Raw genomic sequence first — 19,842 nt, forward strand, 5'->3', positions numbered from 1 at the left:
TTGGCAGGGCTAGAGAACGCTAGACACAGGTTTTTGATGCCATAAAATGGCCCTTTTACTCTCTTTTAAGCTATTCCTTAGAGTTGACGCTCGGTATAGAAAACTACCCTATCGTTATAGTTTAAATGCGCTAAGTGGTCGCAGAACTTTTCACGTGCCATAGTTTTTTCAGAACTGGGCATAACCCCCCGAAATTGGCTCCACGCTTCTACATTAAAGGTGACCAGATTGTCAGGATGAGGAATGGGCACCACCGTCAGGCCGGCCAGGCCAGCATGGCGGGCTATTTCGTCGATTTCTTCGAGCACGACGTCGCGTTCAATCCAAGTGGGGTCGTGGGCTTTTTGCTGTTCGAGAAAGGCAATGGTATCGGGGGATTGGCTATGTCTGGCGCCTGGTTCTACAAAGATAGCGCGACCTCCCGGAGCAAGAACGCGGAAAAATTCCTCAAAAACTTTAGGATAACTGTGCATGTGGTGCAGGGTGTCGTAGCACAGCAGGTTGCTAAAGCTGCAATCGGCAAACGGCATCTGGTGACCATCTCCCTGTTCAAAGCCGATGTGCTGACTAACCAAGCGTCGATCGGCGGAGATCCGATTGTGCAGACAAATTTCTAGGTCGTTATGAATATCAAAAGCGACAACTCGCTTACCCATACGCCCCAACAGTTCGGTAATCCATCCTGTTCCGGCACCAAAATCTAGCAAGGGTAATTCAGGATTATTGGAAGTTATGCAAGCGGTGAGAATAGCGAAATCAAACAGCATTCGAGGTAGAGAGCGGGGCGCTCCAAATGGTTCTATGACAGAAGGGTCCGCCATGGCCTTACTTTCTGCTTCGGTGGCAAATGTTCGTTCTTCAAACCACTGGATCATAGGATGACCTTTCCTAAGCTATCTATGTTCAAATCTGAGTTCGACTTATCCACTTGAGTCTCAAGACTAAGCGGTGAGCAAAATCAGATATAAGGTCTGAAATCACTGCTGCGGTAGATGGTACAGCACTGATGGTACCGTTTATAGCTGTGTTTTTCTATGGAATGTACTCGGTGAGCTAGCAGTATCAATATGAGTCTAGCGCGACTCATCAGCCTGCCTGGTAATGTTCTAGACGTGTGGAACAGGCAAAATAGGTGGGAACGTCCATCCTTAGTTCTTCCATGGTCCTAGAACCCATCTGTTGCCCCCGTTGTCACACCACCGATGTGGTCAAAAATGGCAAAAGTGCTGAAGGCAAACAGCGCTATCGCTGCCGTAACGCCGAGTGTACGCGCGCCTCCTTTATCCTGAACTACAGCTACCGAGGATACTTGCCCGAGGTGAAACAACAGATTGCGGATATGGCTGTCAACGGTAGCGGCATTCGAGATACCGCTCGGGTCTTGAAGGTCAGCCCCACAACCGTGATTGAGGAACTCAAAAAAACATCGCCAGCTTGAGAGTGTCAATCGTCCGCTGTTGGAGTCGATGGCGACTCCGCCTACCGTGGCCATGGTCGTTCGCGTGGAGGAGGCCGAAATGGATGAGATGTGGAGCTTTGTCCAGTCCAAACGGCAACAGCGGTGGCTTTGGCATGCAATCGACCATCAAAGCGGGAATGTGTTGGCCTACGTCTTAGCTCCCCATGAGGATCAAGCCCTCAAGGCGCTGATGGTTCTGTTAACGCCCTTTGGCATTCAGCAGTTTTACACCGATAGCTGGGGCGCATACTTGCGGCTCCTTGACGCCAAGCAACATACGGTGGGTAAAGCCAATACCCAGCGGATTGAACGCAAGCACTTGACCTTGCGGACACGGATCAAACGCTTAGCTCGTAAAACCATTTGCTTCTCCAAATCAGTTCTGATGCATGATACAGTGATTGGCTTATTTATCAACCGCCATGAGTTTGGGCGAGCTATATGACAGGGCTTCAACAGGTCTAGAACACTACCGCCACATCTAACGTCAAAGTTAGGGGTTCTTTTAAGCAAAGGAATTAAGCCTTGCTTGCTTGTAGTCTATGGCTTCTACGGTGCCGAGCCTAGCTGAGAGCTAAATAAAAGTAGCCCAAAATACTATTTGGTGCTGCCTGACAAAAAAATGAGTAGCTTTCACCAGCTAATCTTTTTGCCCTAATCCCTGCCAAAGCACCGCTTCACTAGGGATTACCAAGCCTTGGGCTGACGTTTCGGCCTGCTCGATCGCAACCAGTGTTGTGGCAGTACCGACAAAGGTGGCGGCGGCTAAGACAGCGGCCACAGTGGCAAGCATTTCTAAGCGGTGAAGGGCGATCGCAACTTGAGGATCTTGAAATCTCATCAGACGACCCGGAAAGAGAATTATCTTGTCTCATTCTACTGTTTCTGTAGCTAAAGATACAGAAAATTTTGGCAACCCCTCTACTTGTGTTGCCCTGCGCTGTTGCAACAAATGCATCGTGGCGGCGCAAAAAAGCCATCAGCACAAATGTTTTGTAAGCACTTACACAAAGCACCGATGAGTTCGCTATTACTCTTTGCCTATGAAAAAGATTTATTTGTCGGCAACCCTTTCCTCAGCGATTTCAGCTCGCTGATTTCAGGCTTGTCCGCGTCTAAGTTTTTCCTAATGCTGACGAAAGCTCCCAAGTTTTCTAACCCATTAGCGCCTTTGCGAATAGATATCGGCTTCTAAAGCTGAGTCTGCGATCGCGTTTGTCTGCCGCAAATTCAATGTGGCTGAATTGGGTTTCTAGGGCAATCATCTATCTGGAGTTGAGTAGTTATGGCTGGATTGTGGTCATTTAGCGGCAGGCACAAAATCCTGCACATGACGTGGTTTGCATTCTTTCTAACGTTTGTGGTTTGGTTTAACTTTGCCCCCTTGACCACGGCTATCAAGGCCGATTTGGGGTTAAGCGACCCACAAATGCGCACCATCGCCATCTGCAATGTGGCTCTGACGGTGCCCGCCCGCATCATCATCGGTATGGTGCTCGATCGCTTTGGGCCACGCATTACCTACTCCTGCCTGCTGATTTACTCGGCAATTCCCTGTATCGCCTTTGCCCTGGCTCAGAATTTTGAGCAGATGGTCTACTCCCGTCTAGCGCTGAGCATTGTCGGCTGCGGCTTTGTAATCGGCATTCGCATGGTGGCCGAGTGGTTTGAAGACAATGAAATTGGTCTGGCCGAAGGTATCTACGGCGGTTGGGGCAACTTTGGCTCCGCTGGGGCGGCCTTTATGCTGCCGTCGATTGCCGCTGCGCTGGGCTTTTTAACTGCTGGTCAGGTGAACTGGCGACTGGCGATCGCCCTCACCGGCATTGCCGCTGCCTGTTACGGCGTGGTCTACTACTTCAACGTGACCGATACGCCTTCAGGCAAGGTTTACCAGCGCCCCCCTAGCAGTGCCGGGATGGAAGTCACTAGCCAGCGCGACTTTTGGCTTCTGCTGGCGACGAATATTCCCTTAGTTGGGGTACTGGGGTTGATTGCCTGGCGATTGACTAAGGTTGACTTTATCAGTAGCGAAGTCCTGGTCGTGATTGGGGTGTTACTCGTTGGGCTATACCTGTTTCAGTCCTACAACATTTGGCAGGCTAATAAGCCCCTGATGACTGGCGCCAAGCGCTACCCTCCCGAGGACCGCTACAAATTCTCCCAGGTGTTTAACCTGGAAATGGCCTATGTGGCCTGCTTTGGCTCTGAGCTAGCGGTGGTGTCGATGCTGCCTACCTACTTTGAGCGCGGTTTTGGGCTCACCGCCGCCGTCGCTGGGGCCGTGGCCGGCATGTACGCCTTTATGAACCTGGTGGCGAGACCAGGCGGCGGTTTACTCTCCGACAAACTGGGCAGCCGCAAGCTGACTCTGGTCGTGACTATCGCGGGCACAGGTGTGGGGTACCTGCTGTTCAGCATGTTTGGCCAGGGCGTGCCGATCCTGTTTGTGGTGCTGATGACCATGGTGGCGTCGTTCTTTGTGATGGCTGCCGAGGGGGCCACCTTTGCCATTGTGCCCTTGGTAAAGCCCCGTATTACCGGGCAGGTTGCAGGCAACGTAGGGGCTTACGGCAACGTTGGCGCCGTGGTCTATTTGACGGTGTACAGCCTCCTGCCCCAGGGTGTGGCCGGTGACAAGCTGTTCTTTCAAATGCTAGGCTGTGTGGCGCTCATCGTCGCCTTTTTGAATGCCTTCACCCTGAAAGAGGTGGTCGGATCCCACGCTGAGCACAGGGTGCCGGTGCCCGCAGGCGTGCCGGTAGAGCAGGGCGATTCCCCGTTGGGAACGTTACGCGATTCCCTAAGAGGGACGCTGCGCGATCGCCGGTAGTTTTTGTCCTAGCAACCGTAGGGTGGGCTGTTCTTGCTAAATGGTTGGTGGGCAATGCCCACCCTACTGCTGAGTCAAACCATGCAACTCGGTAGGGGCGTAGCATGCTATGTCCCTACCCAGCCTACACATCTAGATTTTGAGGCGATCGCGTAGCGTTCCCAGAGGGGAATTGCGCAGCGTCCCCAGACCCGGAGAGGAATCGACCCCCATCCCATACTCGTGAGGCCAGGTCATGACGGCATCTATGGACTTTGAGGGCGTGGCGCATGAGGAGGTTGCCCTTCGCGAACTTGACTATGCCCAAACCATGCTGGCTGCCGCCGCCATCGGTGTTGTAGGTGGCATCGTGGCCACCACCTATTACCTGGTGCTGGAAGGATTTATGCACCTGGTGTGGCACACCATCCCTGAGCAAATGGAGCCCTTCTTTACCGATAGCTTTCCCGCCACCAACTATGTGTGGATCGCCGCTAGCGTGGGCGGGCTTTTGGTGGGGCTGACGTTGTATCTGATGGGCTTGCCCGGCGAGGTTTCGTTTGTAGTAGAGAAGGTGCACGACCCCGGTCGCATCGATATCAAGCAAACCCCGGCGATGGTAGTGGCTTCGCTATTTTCGATTGTGGCGGGGGGCAGTGCTGGGCCAGAGGCTCCGTTGGTGCAGGTCAACGGCAGCGTCGGCGGCTGGATGGCTCAAAAGCTGGGCCTCACCCTACGCACCACGCGGATCTTCACCTTTTGCGGCATGGCGGCGGCGCTGGGAGCTTTTTTTGGTGCGCCCTTGGGTGGGGCGCTGTTCGCGCTAGAGATTCCCCATCGGCGGGGGCTGGAGTATTATGAGGCGCTGATTCCAGCGACTCTGGCGGCGATTTTGAGCTTTGTGGTGTTTCGCCTGACCACGGGCCTTTCCATTGGCGGCATGTATCATTTCACCTCGATACCGCAGCTGACGCTGATGAATTTGGCGGAGGGAGCGGTACTGGGGGCGATCGGGGCGGCGGTGGCGGCGCTGTTTGTGCTGGTGTTTCGCACGGTGGGTTGGCTGACGCGACCTTTAGAACATCGCACGATTTTGCTGGCTATCCTGGGGGGCCTCGCCATTGGCCTGATTGCCCTGGTGTTTCCTCAAACCCTGTTCTTTGGCGAGCGTGAAATTGAGACGATTATCGAAACCGGCTCGACCTTTGGCATCACCATGCTGCTGCTGATTGGCCTGGCCAAAATGCTGGCGATTAGCTGCACGTTGCACTCGGGCTTTCGCGGTGGCTTTATCTTTCCACTGTTTTACATTGGGGCAGCGGTGGGGCTGGCGATCGCCCTCGGCTTTCCCCAGGTGCACCCCACGATTGGCATGGTCTGCATGATGGTGGCAGTGAATGTGGCAATTACCAAAACCCCGATCAGCACTACGGTGATTCTCAGCGTGCTGTCAGACACGGCGATGGTGCCGGTGATTGTGATCGCTAGCCTGACCAGCTTTTTGCTGACGATCAATTTGAACATGATTAAAACCCAGCGGGCTCGCCCTTTGCCTGGCGTGGGCGATCGCGACCCAGAGACTGCCGCACCGCAGCTCCAACCTCAGGGGTAACCCGCTATTGCTCTAGGGGCTAGTTCAAAGAAGCAGTAAATAAGCTCTCCCCGGTGAATAGACTTTCTCGATCTGGCAGTTGTTGCTCAACGACTGGATAAACAGCGACAAATAAGCTCAAACTCAGCACCAAGATCTCTCAACTGTCCGCTTCATCGACTGGTTAGCTAGCTGGTGCTACCAACTGCCCACTAATTCTTGAATTTTAGATTGTGCTTCGTCTAGCCCCCGTTTTTGTGCCTCGTCTCCCATATCTAGACCATTGGCATGAATGAACTGAATGTCAGTCACCCCCATGAACTGAAAAGCATACCGGAGCGCAGGTTCCTGACAATCCCATCCTTTGTAAGGAGAACCTGCTCCATACTCAACGCCTCGTGATGTGATGAACAACACTTTTTTACCGTCCGCAAGTCCTTTGACTTGACCTTCCTCCTCCGTGAATGTGCGACCTGCACGAACTACTTGATCAATGTAGGCTTTGAAATTGGACGGAATGCTGAAGTTGTACATTGGCACGCTGAAAACACACCGATCAGCCGCCAAAAACTCGTCCACCAACTCATCGGAAAACTTCAGCAGTTCAGCCATTTCTGGAGTCAATGCTTCTAGAGGAGTAAAATCAGCTGCAATCCAATCTTCGGTGATGTGAGGAACTGGCGTTTGTCTTAAATCACGATAGGTGATCACATCATCTGGATGTTGGTCTTGCCAGGCAGTGACAAACTCTTTTGCCAACTTGCGAGATTTAGAGCGATCGCCACGCGGACTTGAATCGATGTGCAGAATGTTTGTCATAGCCTCAACCAGAACTTTGACTTGTTGTGTAGACAGTAAGTCAACAAATTACTAAAGTAAAGTAGAAACGAAAAAGTAACTAGTAACCTAAAAGAAACTGCTGAATTAATATGACTGAGTTTAAGTGCTGTCCATTGGAAATCTTGTTAAGACATATCTCAGGACAATGGACACTTTACATCATCTGGATTCTTGACACGAATGGCGCACTTCGCTTTGGTGAGCTGAGACGAAAAGTGGACGGCATCTCTACCAAAGTTCTCACTGAGAGGTTGAGGCTTTTGGAGTCGATTGAACTTATTTACCGTCACCAAGAACCCACTATTCCACCGCAGGTCACTTACACGCTCACTGAACGCGGCAAGGAATTATCGGGAACACTCGATCACCTTTATGAATTGGCTGTGCGTTGGTATGACACTGACCCAAAAGCTATTGTCTGATTAGAAATTAGATGTCAATAGATGATTTCCCAATAACGCTACCATCCGTAACTGAAGCTAGTCCTTGATGAAGACCAGCACAAGATCGGTGAGCATAGGGTTAAAACATCGCCATCTATCCGATTCGCTGGAACTTCTGGCGGCTCAAACGCATCACTTCATCTGGCCAATCCAGAAATTAACTGTGATGCGTCGCTCTACGCTATTCCTCTCCCGATTTTTACTTGGTTTATGGATTGTATTGGCCGCAACATTTTTATGGTTGCTCATTCCCAATGCCCCCGATGTACCAGATAACGGCCCCTTTGCCGGGGTATCTATCCAGACCGAACAGGGTGTGCTGCTTCATTTGCCCAATCGGGGCTTTCGCTGCACCGAGACGGAGCAGGAGTTTCAATGCCAGATTGACCTTCAGGACCAGTTATTGACGCTCAACTTCACCAAAGGGCAGGGATATCCATACGATTTAAGCAATTGTCGAGCATCCTACGGTGGACAAGCCGTTGGTTGTCGAGAGGCGGGGCAAAATTATGCGCCTACCCTGGCAAAACTGTACGAAATTACGAATCTCAACTTGAGTCCACAACAAATTCAGTCAGTTCGCCAAACCTATTGGGGCATCAATACCCTGATGCGATTGGGTGAAAGTCCTGTGCTGATCTGGATCAGCACAGGACTTTCAATAGCCGCAGGGATAAGTGCAGCTATTTTTGCTTGGCTTCACTTTGGGGTTTGGAGCAAGGGATTTGTTAGCTTTGCTTGTGGATTTGGAGTGTATCAGTTAGTTGAAAGATTTCTCGGTCGGGTGCCCTTTGACGTAGTTACTCCCTATGGGCTAACGCCAGATAACTGGATTCAGGCTGTTCGGGGAGGCGCGATCGCCGCTGGTATTGCCGCAATGCTGCTTACAGCCCTCTTGCTATGGCGTCGAGTAAATCGCTTCAGCCGGGTTTTAATTAGCCTAATTATAGGCGCTGGAATCTTTAATCTCGCCTGGTGGGCATTCAGTTGGAATGTTGGCTATGTGCTGCCTCTGTTTAGCTGGGCGAATCCGTTGATACAGCAAGGGCATCTATTGGCGTTGTTTTTTACAGTTATTTCGGTACTTGTGGCGATCGCGGCTGCAATTCTGATCTGGACATACACAAACTCATCCATCCGAAAGTTTCTCTGTCTTGGCAGCGGTTTTGGTGCGATCGCCTTGTCATCTCATCTGTTTATGTATCTTCTTCTTGACCTGGGATATACGGACTAGAAGGGAATTGGCGATAAACCGCGATCGCATCTACGCTTTCAGCCACACCCGTCCTTCGTTCTTTTACTACGTGCCACTGCATGCTGCCAGTCGTTTTACTCAATTAGGTAGCGGACTGTTGCCATCATCCGAATGCTGCTCGTCGAGTTGATAGAAGGGGTGTGCAATACTCTCATGTCCATTAAGTACAGGTCACCCGCTTGACCAGACATCTCTACAATTGATAAGTTACTACTGTGCAATGCTTCCTCTACATCGCCTTTCTCCCGTAATATCTCGCGGACTCTACTTGACTCGTTGCGACTTCTTAGGAGGTGCGAGCCGGCTATTGCCAAGGTGGCACCACCGTGGGGTTTAACATCATCTATCAAGATGAAAGCTTGAATTCCTGGCATACGATGTGGATTTGAAGAAGAGACGTCGGTGTGCCAGTTCAATCCATTGAGTGTCCAGTTGCCCTGATTTGGAAGAGAAATTAGCAGCTGGCTTTGTGCTGGAACTACTTTCGCTTCAGCCAGTGAAGCTATGGTAGAAGATGCAGTCTGAATGATTAGTTTGGCGTGAAGATCATTTTGCTTTATCATCCCAGACAGCTTTGCTATCTGCTGGAATGCGGGCATATTTTTGATAGAGGCTGATAAGGTTTTTCCAGAAGACCATACTTTTAGCCTCTTTAATTCGTCCAAAATGTGCTCTTTAATTGGTCTAACTTGGCTCTTCGGGAAAGCTCCTTTTAGGAAGAGATATCCTCTTTCTCGAAAAAAAGACTTCTGTTCAGGCGTCATGGTCTTACTCGAATGCACAAGGGGGCATAACGACTCAAGCTCAGCAACGGAGGCTGCGAGGCGGCTTTGTTGCAACCACGGCAGCTCTTTGTCATTTGCTACATCCCATGGTTTGGTCATTGCTCATACGACAACCTCAAACATAAAACCTAAATCTCGCCTCTCCTGTATGAAGCGGTGAGCTTCTGACCAAGTATCCTCAGGTAAACCACCGACTGACAAATCGAGAATGTGCTCCATCATTGGCTGTGTGGCGGTTTCGCTGACAATAAACGAATCGATACCGAAAATTGGTTTCTGCTGCTGCCGCGCTGTTTCAATGAAAGCAAGTGCATCGTTAGCATTGAGCATGGTACGACAAAGATGAATCCCTCTAAACGCAATTTAATGGCTCGGGTCATCCATAGACCCAAACTAAGCTTATTGCCTCCGCAACTTGGCACACTGGGCAGCCCGTTTAACAACTTCAGGTCGCAGTGAAGCTTATTGACTCAGCAGTGAAGCATATTGGACCCGCAGTAAAGCTTACTGGCACAGCAGTAAAGCAAAGTGGCACAGCAGTAAAACATATTGGCATTGCAGTAAAGCGAAGTGGCACAGCAATTTAATGCAATTAGAGATCGAATTGCCAATTCCACGTAGCACTATCTCAAGTTGAGACTGCAGCATAACCCTGCTCCACTGCAACACAGTCCTGCATTGAACCTATTGGGTAGTTGCAGCGGGTCACTCCTACAGCTTTATACCATTTGATAGATGAGCGATCCGTTTGAGAGCCTTTAAAAGCACGGAGCCAATTTCCAAATGCCCTTTGCTAACCGGAATAAGGCTTTTGAAGCAATGTCCACTGCTTTCTCATGCTTGCGATACAGGACCGGGGACGGAATCTCTGCCTAGAATGGGGCGTATTTGCTTAGGAGGAGCAGGTGATTCTCGATCAACTTCCAGTATCCCGCGTGAACGCTCGTAGCACCGACGCCTTCGATATTCATAACGGTCGGTTTTGTGAGGGCAGCAATCCTTACCTGAATACAGCGGCGTTCGTTTTCGACTTTGCCCTCTCTGGCAACAGTGAGCCGTTGCCCTTGGAGGCCTATGTCGAGGCGGTGGGCGATCGCTACCCTCACCTCAAAGAGCAGACCTACGACTCCTTTGCCCATCTCTTTGCCCAAGTGGCCGCCGAGGTCAACCGGCTCGATATTGGGCTATACCTGCACCGCTGGAGCGTGACCCATCGGGGCGACCGCTGCTGCATTGCCATCGAAGCACTGCACGGCCGCACGACGCGATCGGTCGTTTACGCCGTGTGGGACTGGTTTGAGGCTATCACCCAAGACCATCAGTTTTATATCGAAGACCAGGTTGAAGTCTTCCAAAGACTGTTTCGGCAGTCGGTCTACGGTGGCCCCACTGTGTACGCGCTCCTGCGCACCGCCCACGACAAGGGAATTCCCGCTTTTTATCTGTGGGATGAGGGCCTGATGCAGTATGGCTATGGCAAAAAGCTGGTGCGCGGCGTAGCGACCACCTTTGATACCGACAGCCATCTAGACTCAGACTTTACGACCCGCAAAGACGACTGCAAAGCTTTTCTCAGCACTCTGGGATTTCCGGTGCCCAACGGAGAAATTGTTGCGACCCGCAAGGAAGCCCTAGCCGCCGCCGACCGAGTGGGCTATCCAATTGCGGTGAAGCCGGTAACCGGGCACAAGGGGGAAGGGGTAACCGCAGACGTGCGCGATGATGAAGAGCTAGAAGTCGCCTTCGATCGCTCCGTCGCCGCCATTCCTGAGGATCAGCCAGTAGAAGTCATTGTCGAGAAGAGTATCACGGGCTCCGATTTTCGAATTTTGTGCGTCAACGGTCGATTTGTGGCCGCCATGGAGCGCCGGCCCGCTTCCGTCACCGGCGATGGCGAATCCACCGTCAGCGAACTGATTCGCGAGGCTAACCGAGCCGCTAGCCGCAGCGACACCCCCCTGTCTCCCCTGGGCAAAATCAAAACCGACAGTGCTATGGAGATGTACCTGGCTGAGCAGGGCTTTAGCCTGGAGAGCATTTTAGAGAAAGACCAGACCGTTTATCTGCGCAAGGTGGCTAACCTGTCGGCCGGGGGCGTCAGCATTGACGCCACGCCCACTATTCACCCCGACAATGTGGTTTTGGCCCAGGATATTGCCCAGCACTTTCGCCTGACCTGTCTGGGCATTGATGTGATTACCCGTGACCTGTCGCGATCGTGGAAAAACGGGAATTTTGGCATTCTTGAAATCAATTCCGCGCCGGGGATTTCGATGCACCTCAACCCATCGGTGGGCGATCGCGTCGATGTCACGTCCCCCATTCTCGAAACCTTCTTTCCTGAAGACACCAAAATCCGCATTCCCATCATCACGTTTAATCGGGTTTCAATGCGCGATTTGCAAGAGCTGATTGACCATCTTTTGTTGCAGTATCCCAACTGGGTGATTGGTGCGGTGTGTCGAGAAGGCGTACTCATCAACCGTTCTGAAAAGGCCTTGAACCCCAACTACAACGTCAACGTCCGCAACCTGCTACGCAATCCCAGACTTGATATGTTGATTGCCGAATATCGAGGCGAGATTTTTGAGCAGGACGGTATGTTCTACTCGGGCAGCGATATGGTTGTCCTGGATAATCCCACCGAAACCGAGACCTTGCTGACTCGCGATGTCTTGCCCCATTCAACCGTTGTAGTGCGCGAGGGCAACAATGTCTCGATTCGCCGCGAGGGGCTGATTGAGCAATACCGTTTGGGCGGCTCAGAGCCCTTCAGCCGCGTTTATCTAAAGGAGACAGGGACAATCTTGACCTAACATTTCTGCTCGCTCGACAGGGGCTTTGTTTTCTACTAAAAGGTAAGCCAAGCCGGTACAGCAGAATTTCTGCTGTACCGGCTTGGCTTATTTTTTTAATTTCAAGCAAGCAGTACTAAATGTCCGAACGACCTCTGAAAATTGTTGATTTCGCTCCATGAGCGCCATGTGCCCTCCTGGCGATAGTACGCTCAACTCTGCTTGGGGGACTTCCGCACTCATACGTTTGCTGGCAAACGGTCTGGTAGCAATATCGGATTTGCCAACCACAACAAGTGTGGGAACAGAAATTTTAGGTAGCGTTGCTGTCTCATCAAACCTAAACATCGCTAGAACCCCTCGCGCCAAAACTCCTGGTGATGACTTGATACCAGTCAAACCAGAAAAATTAAGTTGTCCCCGAGTCTCTGTGCCTCTAAAGCCAGATATTTCAGTGGTGATTAACACCGAACCATTCAAATAGCTTAACCAGCTAGTGAGCCATAGCAGCGGGGAGAATGCGATCGCCAGGTGAAGCAACGGTTCTAATAAGGGCTTTTGCAGTGCCATCAGCACCTTGCTAAAAGTAGTGGTTTCGAGCGGGTTAGTATAGGTTCCATCGACTAGAATTAAGCCAGCAACACGCTGCTTCAGTAGTTCTGGAAACAAGCGACTAAACGTCAATAGAATCATGGCTCCCATGCTGTGCCCCACTAGAATGGCCGGCTGATCTTCAACTAGCGTCAACACTGCCTCTAGGTCACGGGCATACTTTTCTAGGGAATAGTCTCGGTTCTTCGGCTTTTGGGATTTTCCTAAACCTGGTAGATCCCAAACAACCACGCGAAACTGATCGGTGAGCTGCTTTTTAGCGTAATACCAGGTTGTGCTGTCGGGTCCCCAGCCGTGGGTCAGAATTAGGGTTGGAGCGCGATCGGGTCCGTAAAACTCGACTTCGATTTCGCTACCATCTGGTCGAACTAAACGTTGCACCCGGCTGCTGCGAAGCGGTGAAGGTTCATCCTTTCCAGGACGATGGGCCAGCAAAATAGGCAGAAATCCTAAAAACGACCACAGTAATAGTCCTACACCCAAATAGAGCCAGCGATCGCTGACCAATCCACCCTCGTACCATTGATAAAGAATGTAAGATCCACCGCCAAGAAGAGCAACTACTCCCAGATTAGACAGCAAACGCAACAAAAAATCGAGGGGCATGAACATGACAGAGTTCAACCTTCTGAAGCAACGTGTATGACACTAAGGGCAAAATCTAAACAGGCACAAGCCTCTGAGGTTAGAAATGAAGCTTCTTAGGTTCGGCACCACTCAGTTTTCAGCCTCAACTAAAAAATTTGATGCTTATTATGTTCGCAATTTTATTCTGATTTATGTCGATTGCATGGTGTGCATGAATCAGGAAAGTCAATTCGAATTCAGATGAAATGATACTGCATACTCACCACTGTCACAGCACTCACTGAAAGGGGCTGATTGAGCAATACCGTTTGGGCGGAACAGAGCTTCTATCCACTCCCATTCAGAGACTGAAGAAATCTTGACTTGACGGTGAATTGCTCAGCAGCCGGAGCAGAGTCAGGCTCCATCATTAGAGAGATGTTGCCTCACCCTGAGTCTTTTAGGATGCGGTTGTAAAGGGCTTGGGCAGATATCAGGTTGGTTTGTCAGGGCTGCTCAGCAGCGCCCAACTAGCGCCAACGCTTCGTCCTTGTCCACCTGCGCCTTCGCTATCTAGCTCAACCCGCTAAATCTTCAAAATTATGAGTGATACAACCGTCATCAAAGTCACCTCTGAAGCGGCACCAATTGGTGCCATGGGGCAAAAGCATCTGGCTCTCAGCAAAAAACTGGCGATGCGACTGTGGGAGAATGAGCAGCCCGGTGAGGCCAAACCCGAGACCCAGCGCCCCTATGAGGCGATCGGCTACGTGATCAGCGGGCGGGCCGAGCTACATCTCGAAGGTCAGACGGTAGTGCTAGAACCCGGCAACTCCTGGGTCGTCCCCGAAGGTGCATCCCACACCTACAAAATTTTGGAACCCTTCACCGCCGTTGAGGTGACAACGCCCCCTGCTGTGGTGCACGGCCGCGATCAGGCCTAACGCTGGTTATCTACGGTGTTGCCATTGAAGCCGACGGATAGTTGCCCCTGCCCTATTTGGGGTTGGGGCACACTTTGTTGCGCTCAACCTACTCATTTTCTTTTAACTAAAAGCAGCCACTGAGGCGATTTAATAGTCTCTAGCAAGCTAAAAATGTCCCCAAAAAATGTGTATGAATAGATTTCGCCTTAAAGGCTGGCTTAGCGCTTGGCTAGTTGGGTTGCTGGCTCTGGTCGTTGTCGTGGCCTGTGCGCCTCAATCCGGCAACCAAACGGCGGATTCCGCCTCTGCACCTGAGGCGACGCTGACAGAGCTTAAGTTTGGCGTCGGGCCTTACTTCCCCACCCCCAACGAGAACCGCAAGCAGTTTGAGCCGCTGTTTCAGGAAGTGGCCAAGCAGCTTGATTTACCGGCTGATGTGACCGTGGCCGACGACTGGATTGGCATTTCTGAAGCGCTGCGATCGGGCACCCTAGACGTTGCCTGGTTGGGGCCTTGGGGCTATGTGCTGGCCCACCACAACGAGCCGGCGCTAGAGGCGATCGCCACCGTCAAATACAAAGACAAACCAACCTACTATTCAGTGCTGATGGCCAAAGCTGACGCACCCTTTGACACGCTGGATGAGGCCATTGCCCTAAGTCAGCAGGGGCAAAAGCTCAAACTCAGCCTGGCAGACGTGGGTTCAACCTCGGGTTGGTTGATTCCCCAGGCGGAGTTTAAGCGGCGGGGACTCGATCCCGAAGCGGTGTTTGACTACAACGAAGGGGCTAGCCATGCCGCTCAGGCAATTTCGGTGTTGAGCGACCAGACCGATATTGCCTCGGACTACGATCGCAATCTGGACGTGCTGACCGAGCAGGGCAAGATCGACAAAAGCCAGCTCAAGATTATCTGGCAATCAGAGCCGCTGCCCAATGACCCGATTGTGGTGCGAGGCGACTTCCCCACCGAGTTGAAAACCAGGCTGCAAGATGCGCTGGTCAACCTCACCCCAGAGCAGACCCAAGCCCTGTTGCCCAAAAACTACACCGGCTTTGACGTCTCCGACGGCAGCAATTACAGCCCAATTGAGGCGGCTGGAAAATCCGTAGGCAAGCTGGAGTAATGGAGCCACCCTCCAATAACGGCAGCAGTCCTGTCACCGATTTCGACGCGCTCTTAGAGCGCGAGCGGCAGCGCCAGGGCGGACTTTGGCGAATTCTCCAGCAGGGCTTTTGGGGAGTGCTGGCGGTAGCTGTGGTCATCGCCAGTGCCCACGGGGCCGAGGTCGATCCGCAGCAGTTCTGGGCGCGGCTGCCTCAGCTGGGCGACTGGCTGGTGCGGCTGTTTCCACCCGATTTCTCAGAGCTGCCCAGCTTCTTAGGGGCGATTTGGGAGACGCTGGCGATCGCCATCATCGGGACAGGCGCTGCCATAGTTGCGGCGTTACCCCTAGCGGTGATCGTGGCCCGCAATGTCACCCCGTTTAAGCTGCTATCGCTGCCCTTGCGGAGCCTGCTCAACCTGCTGCGCGGCATCGATACGGCCATTTTTGCCCTGTTCTTTGTCTCGATTGTGGGCCTGGGGCCATTTGCTGGAGCGTTGGGGGTGGCCCTGCACACGACCGGGTCGATGGCGAAGCTCTACGCCGAGGTGCTAGAGACCCTGCCGCCCGAGCCGATCGAAGCGGTAGAGGCAACGGGGTGCGATCGCATTCGCACCTTTACCTTTGCTGTGCTGCCCGAAGCTCTGCCAGGGCTAATCGGCATCAGCCTCTATCTGTGGGAGTTTAACGTGCGATCGTCGGTGATTTTAGGCATCGTTGGCGCGGGCGGCATTGGCTACGAGCTGCTGGTCAGCCTGAAGCTGCTGGATTTTCCTCGGCTCTGCACCATTTTGCTGCTGATTTTGGCCATGGTCACGCTGATTGATGCCTTGAGTGCCCGACTGCGGCAGCGGTTAGGATGAGACTATGCTGAGCATTGAACACCTTTCTAAAGTTTACGACCGCAACCGCACTGCCCTTGACGACGTTAGCTTTCAGATCGAGCCGCACACCTTCACCGCTATTTTGGGACCAAGTGGGGCGGGCAAAACGACGCTGATGCGCTGCATTCTTCAGCTGATCAAGCCGACGCAGGGCCAGGTTTGCTTTCAGGGCCAGAACTTGACCACTTGCTCAGCCCGTGAACTACGGCAGGCCCGCACCCAGATTGCCACCATTGCCCAGCAGTTTAACCTGGTGCGTCGCCGCACAGCCCTAGAAAACTGCCTGGGCGGACGCTTGCAGGAGCTCTCTCTTTGGCGCTGCTGGCTCAACCAGTTTCCGCCAGGCTTGCTGAAGGAGGGCATGGCCGCCTTAGATCGGGTGCAGCTCTTGGATGTGGCCTTTCAGCGCGCAGATCGGCTCTCGGGTGGACAGCAGCAGCGAGTAGCGATCGCCCGCGCCCTCACCCAGCGAGCCAGCTTGATTTTGGCCGATGAACCGGTGGCTAGCCTGGACCCCGAAACGGCCCACACCGTTCTGGGGCTGCTGCGATCGCTCTGTCGCAACGAAGGGCTAACCGTGGTGTGCAACCTGCATCAGGTCGATCTGGCGCTGAAATACGGCGATCGCATCCTCGGCATCCAGGCTGGGAAATTGGTGCTCGATCGCCCCACCAGTCAGGTCAGTGCGACCAGCCTAGATTTGATCTACAAACCTTAAGCGGGCGTTCTTTGACAGAACAGCGCAAAATCACTCTTTAGACGTAGTGAACGGCTGAGAACTGCCCTGTAGCCTTGATAGGCAGCAAGCCAATAAGGATCACTGTAGGAATGGCGCTGGAAACGGTAGAGCAAGCCCAGGTTTTGACCCTAGAAAATGCTGACATTAGGCTAACGATTCGCCCCGACCTAGGAGGGCGGATCGACCAGCTAGAAGATTTGCAAACAGGGCATGCCTGGCTCTGGCACCCAGCTGACTACGCGCCTGGAGCAACGCGATCGCTGCCCGTCGGAGCCTGCTTTGACGACCAGTGGACGGGCGGTTGGGATGAGGTGTTTCCTAACGATGCCGCTGGAGCGTTTCAGGGGAGAAATCTGGCCGACCACGGCGAGCTGTGGTCGCAGCAATGGCAGGTTTTGGACAGCTCACCCCTCAGCCTAAAATTGGGGTACCAGTGCCAAACCGTGCCCATATGGGTCGAAAAAACGATTCAGATCGATGCCCAGCAACCCGAGGCCAGCCTGGTTTACTCGTTTCAAAATCAGTCTGAGACCGAGATTCCGTTTTTGTTTAAGCACCACGCCGCGATCGCGATCGAAGCTGGTGATGAGATTTTACTGCCCGACTGTTGGGTAGAACCGGCGTTTTCGGAGTTCAGCAAAATCATCGGCCAGCCGGGCAAAACGCGCTTTCCTCAGGCGATCGGCACCAGCGGCGAAGCGGTCGATTTGCGGATTGTGCCGCCGCCCTCGTCTCAGCTGCAAGAGTTTTACTATACGTCTGAGCTATCGCAGGGGTTTTGCGGTATTCGTCATCGGCGCAGCCAATCGTCTTTGCTGATGACGTTTGATCAAACCGATTTTCCCTACGTGTGGATGTTTCAAAGCTATGGCGGGTGGCAAGGCCACTATGTGGTGGTGGTAGAACCCTGCACCACCCTGCCCTCCGATCTAGAAGAGGCCTGTCGCAATGGCACAGCGGCTGTGCTAAAACCCCAGGAGCAGCAGCGCCGCCGGCTCACCGTGCAGCTACAGCGCGAGAATGGGCATGAACCCTAGCGGCATGAACTGAGATAATGCCCGTGCTGCGATTTGCGGCCATTTTATTACAGGCTACAATCGCCCAGAGGTTTCAAAATGCCCCTACCTGTCATCATCAACGGCCTGGTATGCGTGGCGGGAACCATCCTTGGTGCTCTATTGGCTGTCGCGAGCGTTATTAGCATTGCGAACATGAAGGTGCCTTGGGTCGACTTACTCTTGGTCGCGGCGCTGCTGGTTCCCGTCATGTTCACCGTATCGGGGATCGGTGTGGGGATAGCGTATGGCCGGACGCCGCCAGGGGTTGTCTACGGACTGATCGCATTACCGTGGCTCTACGGCACAGGCTTTGTGCTGCTGATGCTCAGATCTTTTGAGGGGTAACGCCCTTGCTAGCGTTCGGTTGCTAACTCAAAGACCGGTCCCTGCTGCCAGCCAGCCGTTTTTTTTGCCCCGTAGACAAGACCACGGTTCTAGGCTTCGATAGATTTGCTTACCCCAAATAGTTCACAGCTTTAAAGATTGAGTGAAGTAGCCCGTTCCGAGCCGATCGCTTGAAACTTCTGAATTGTGGGGAACATCTATCTAGGCAGACCTAATTATTCGTAGGGTGCGTCACCGCCACGGATGACACACCGAGGGTGACCCTAGCAGTGCGTGGGCATTGGCTTCGGGCCGGCATTGCTCATTGCCACAACACCTGCATCGTTTAATGAAGGCTTTTTACTCATACAAGTAGCCAAACTTCTGGGAATTAAGCGCAATGCGTAGAGCGGTGTTATTTCTATCGAGATTTCTGGCCAGTTTATGGATAGCGCTGGCCAGTGCTTTTCTATTTCTGCTTCTGGCTAATGCTCCAAGTGTACCTAGCACCACACCTTTTGCCAGTGCATCAATCAAAGGCGAAGACAGCGCTGTTGTTCACTTGCCCAATAAGAGTTTTACCTGCACAGAAACAGAACAGCAATTTCAGTGCCAAACAAAAATTCAAAATCGTTCGCTAGATCTTAGCTTAACTAAAGGAAGCGATGGTCAATATTACTTCAGTGATTGTCGTGCTTTGTACGATGGGCGATCGGTTAACTGTCAAAGGACAGGGCAAACCTATGCCCCTGTATTGTCAGATATCTATGAGATTACCGGTCTAGGGTTAAACTCTCAGCAACTACAGGCTGTCAAGCAAGACTATTGGGGCATTAATGCCCTCATGCAGTTGGGTGAGCTGCGTTTAATGTGGATTAGCGCGGCACTGTCTATTGGAGCAGGCATTATTGCTGCTTTTTCAACCTGGGTGAAACCAGGGAAATTGAGCAAAGCTTTTACAAGCCTTGCCTGCGGATTTGGCGTGTATCACTTAGTTTGGGGTTTACTCGGTGGTGTTCAGTACGACTTAGTAATACCGTACGGGTTTACGCCTGACACTTGGGGTTGGGTTGTCAATGGAGGAGCGATCCTTTTAGGTGCCGGAACGGCTCTCGCTACCGCTTTTCTGCTCTGGAAAAGACTGAATCAATTCACCAGAATACTAATTAGCATTAGTATCAGTGCCGGAATTTTTAGCCTCTGCTGGCGGTCTTTGATGTGGAATTCAAACCACGTGCTCTCTTTCCTAGGTTTATCAGACAATGCCTTGGTGCAGCAGGGGTATCCACTGATGTGGCTGGCTACAGCCATTTCGATTGTTCTAGCAGTTACCGCTGCTATTTTACTTAAGCTATACACCAATCAATCCATTAGAAAATTTCTCTCCCTGGGCAGCGGCATTGGTTCAGTAGCTCTGACCACAAGCCTTTTCCTGTTCGTTATGTTGAATCTGGGTTACGCAGATTAAGATGCCCGCTCAAACACCTTATTGGAGTAGATGAACGATTTGTGGGGTTGCTGATACAGGTATAAGTTTAAAAAAATAATCGCGCGTGCAGGGGCGAACACCCGTTCGCCCCTACTCAAATTCGCGCCTCAATTCAGCAACGTCATTGACGCAGTTGCAAGGGTTTGCACGTCGGGTCA

The 19,842-nt window shown here is 52.3% G+C and carries 20 protein-coding genes; 14 read left to right on the top strand and 6 right to left on the bottom strand.

The features are described from left to right. Positions 1-77: 77 nt before the first annotated feature. On the bottom strand, positions 78-875 hold the full coding sequence (locus H6F75_RS15055) for a class I SAM-dependent methyltransferase (RefSeq protein WP_190753287.1): 798 nt from the start codon (positions 873-875) through the stop codon (positions 78-80). A gap of 284 nt (positions 876-1,159) precedes the next feature. On the opposite strand from H6F75_RS15055, the gene H6F75_RS28150 reads away from it, so the two are divergent. Both H6F75_RS28150 and H6F75_RS28155 read left to right on the top strand, forming a co-directional pair. Further along, positions 1,160-1,438, top strand: a complete 279-nt coding sequence (locus H6F75_RS28150; protein WP_199303949.1) for an IS1 family transposase — start codon at positions 1,160-1,162, stop codon at positions 1,436-1,438. A 28-nt stretch (positions 1,439-1,466) separates the two neighbouring features. Further along, positions 1,467-1,904, top strand: coding sequence for an IS1 family transposase (locus H6F75_RS28155; RefSeq protein WP_199303950.1), 438 nt, complete (start codon positions 1,467-1,469; stop codon positions 1,902-1,904). A gap of 195 nt (positions 1,905-2,099) precedes the next feature. On the opposite strand, the gene H6F75_RS15065 is transcribed toward H6F75_RS28155, so the two are convergent. Continuing rightward, a complete protein-coding gene (locus H6F75_RS15065) occupies positions 2,100-2,300 on the bottom strand; it encodes a hypothetical protein (protein ID WP_190753288.1) in 201 nt (66 codons plus the stop codon). A gap of 444 nt (positions 2,301-2,744) precedes the next feature. Here H6F75_RS15065 and H6F75_RS15070 point away from each other — a divergent pair, with 444 nt between their 5' ends. Both H6F75_RS15070 and H6F75_RS15075 read left to right on the top strand, forming a co-directional pair. Beyond that, on the top strand, positions 2,745-4,292 hold the full coding sequence (locus tag H6F75_RS15070) for a NarK family nitrate/nitrite MFS transporter (RefSeq protein ID WP_190753289.1): 1,548 nt from the start codon (positions 2,745-2,747) through the stop codon (positions 4,290-4,292). A 235-nt stretch (positions 4,293-4,527) separates the two neighbouring features. Beyond that, positions 4,528-5,883 carry a chloride channel protein gene (locus H6F75_RS15075; protein WP_190753290.1) on the top strand — a complete coding sequence of 452 codons (1,356 nt, stop codon included), beginning with the start codon at positions 4,528-4,530 and terminating at the stop codon, positions 5,881-5,883. A 177-nt stretch (positions 5,884-6,060) separates the two neighbouring features. On the opposite strand, the gene H6F75_RS15080 is transcribed toward H6F75_RS15075, so the two are convergent. Next, the gene (locus H6F75_RS15080; RefSeq protein ID WP_190753291.1) at positions 6,061-6,681 is read right to left on the bottom strand and encodes an FMN-dependent NADH-azoreductase; all 621 of its coding nucleotides are present in this window, start codon (positions 6,679-6,681) and stop codon (positions 6,061-6,063) included. Positions 6,682-6,791: 110 nt separating this feature from the next. Here H6F75_RS15080 and H6F75_RS15085 point away from each other — a divergent pair, with 110 nt between their 5' ends. Both H6F75_RS15085 and H6F75_RS15090 read left to right on the top strand, forming a co-directional pair. Continuing rightward, positions 6,792-7,124, top strand: a complete 333-nt coding sequence (locus tag H6F75_RS15085) for a helix-turn-helix domain-containing protein (protein WP_190753292.1) — start codon at positions 6,792-6,794, stop codon at positions 7,122-7,124. 67 nt (positions 7,125-7,191) lie between these two features. After that, the gene (locus H6F75_RS15090) at positions 7,192-8,379 is read left to right on the top strand and encodes a hypothetical protein (RefSeq protein ID WP_190753293.1); all 1,188 of its coding nucleotides are present in this window, start codon (positions 7,192-7,194) and stop codon (positions 8,377-8,379) included. 95 nt (positions 8,380-8,474) lie between these two features. On the opposite strand, the gene H6F75_RS15095 is transcribed toward H6F75_RS15090, so the two are convergent. Both H6F75_RS15095 and H6F75_RS15100 read right to left on the bottom strand, forming a co-directional pair. Continuing rightward, the gene (locus tag H6F75_RS15095; protein ID WP_199303951.1) at positions 8,475-9,284 is read right to left on the bottom strand and encodes a phytanoyl-CoA dioxygenase family protein; all 810 of its coding nucleotides are present in this window, start codon (positions 9,282-9,284) and stop codon (positions 8,475-8,477) included. Between the two features lie 3 nt (positions 9,285-9,287). After that, positions 9,288-9,515 carry a hypothetical protein gene (locus H6F75_RS15100; RefSeq protein ID WP_190753294.1) on the bottom strand — a complete coding sequence of 76 codons (228 nt, stop codon included), beginning with the start codon at positions 9,513-9,515 and terminating at the stop codon, positions 9,288-9,290. A 605-nt stretch (positions 9,516-10,120) separates the two neighbouring features. On the opposite strand from H6F75_RS15100, the gene H6F75_RS15105 reads away from it, so the two are divergent. Beyond that, positions 10,121-12,001, top strand: a complete 1,881-nt coding sequence (locus H6F75_RS15105) for an acetate--CoA ligase family protein (RefSeq protein ID WP_347710656.1) — start codon at positions 10,121-10,123, stop codon at positions 11,999-12,001. Positions 12,002-12,088: 87 nt separating this feature from the next. Here the strand turns inward: H6F75_RS15105 and H6F75_RS15110 are convergent, their stop codons facing one another. Beyond that, complete coding sequence (locus H6F75_RS15110; RefSeq protein WP_190753328.1) at positions 12,089-13,198, bottom strand: alpha/beta hydrolase; 1,110 nt, start codon at positions 13,196-13,198, stop codon at positions 12,089-12,091. A gap of 563 nt (positions 13,199-13,761) precedes the next feature. Between H6F75_RS15110 and H6F75_RS15115 the strand changes: the two genes are divergently transcribed. The 7 genes from H6F75_RS15115 to H6F75_RS15145 all read left to right on the top strand — a co-directional run bounded on the left by H6F75_RS15115 (position 13,762) and on the right by H6F75_RS15145 (position 19,663). Continuing rightward, positions 13,762-14,103 carry a cupin domain-containing protein gene (locus H6F75_RS15115; protein WP_190753296.1) on the top strand — a complete coding sequence of 114 codons (342 nt, stop codon included), beginning with the start codon at positions 13,762-13,764 and terminating at the stop codon, positions 14,101-14,103. Between the two features lie 172 nt (positions 14,104-14,275). After that, positions 14,276-15,211 carry a phosphate/phosphite/phosphonate ABC transporter substrate-binding protein gene (locus H6F75_RS15120; RefSeq protein ID WP_199303952.1) on the top strand — a complete coding sequence of 312 codons (936 nt, stop codon included), beginning with the start codon at positions 14,276-14,278 and terminating at the stop codon, positions 15,209-15,211. Further along, the gene (phnE, locus tag H6F75_RS15125; protein ID WP_190753298.1) at positions 15,211-16,053 is read left to right on the top strand and encodes a phosphonate ABC transporter, permease protein PhnE; all 843 of its coding nucleotides are present in this window, start codon (positions 15,211-15,213) and stop codon (positions 16,051-16,053) included. Before H6F75_RS15120 ends, phnE begins: the two co-directional genes overlap by 1 nt. Before the next feature lie 4 nt (positions 16,054-16,057). Then, a complete protein-coding gene (gene phnC / locus H6F75_RS15130; RefSeq protein WP_190753299.1) occupies positions 16,058-16,792 on the top strand; it encodes a phosphonate ABC transporter ATP-binding protein in 735 nt (244 codons plus the stop codon). A 110-nt stretch (positions 16,793-16,902) separates the two neighbouring features. Continuing rightward, positions 16,903-17,850 carry a DUF4432 family protein gene (locus H6F75_RS15135; RefSeq protein WP_190753300.1) on the top strand — a complete coding sequence of 316 codons (948 nt, stop codon included), beginning with the start codon at positions 16,903-16,905 and terminating at the stop codon, positions 17,848-17,850. A 78-nt stretch (positions 17,851-17,928) separates the two neighbouring features. After that, on the top strand, positions 17,929-18,216 hold the full coding sequence (locus H6F75_RS15140; protein WP_190753301.1) for a hypothetical protein: 288 nt from the start codon (positions 17,929-17,931) through the stop codon (positions 18,214-18,216). A 379-nt stretch (positions 18,217-18,595) separates the two neighbouring features. Continuing rightward, entirely contained in the window at positions 18,596-19,663 is a 1,068-nt protein-coding gene (locus H6F75_RS15145; RefSeq protein ID WP_190753302.1) for a hypothetical protein, read from the top strand. Positions 19,664-19,842: the final 179 nt, after the last annotated feature.

The sequence above is a fragment of the Nodosilinea sp. FACHB-131 genome (assembly GCF_014695395.1).
Classification (GTDB): Bacteria; Cyanobacteriota; Cyanobacteriia; order Phormidesmidales; family Phormidesmidaceae; genus Nodosilinea.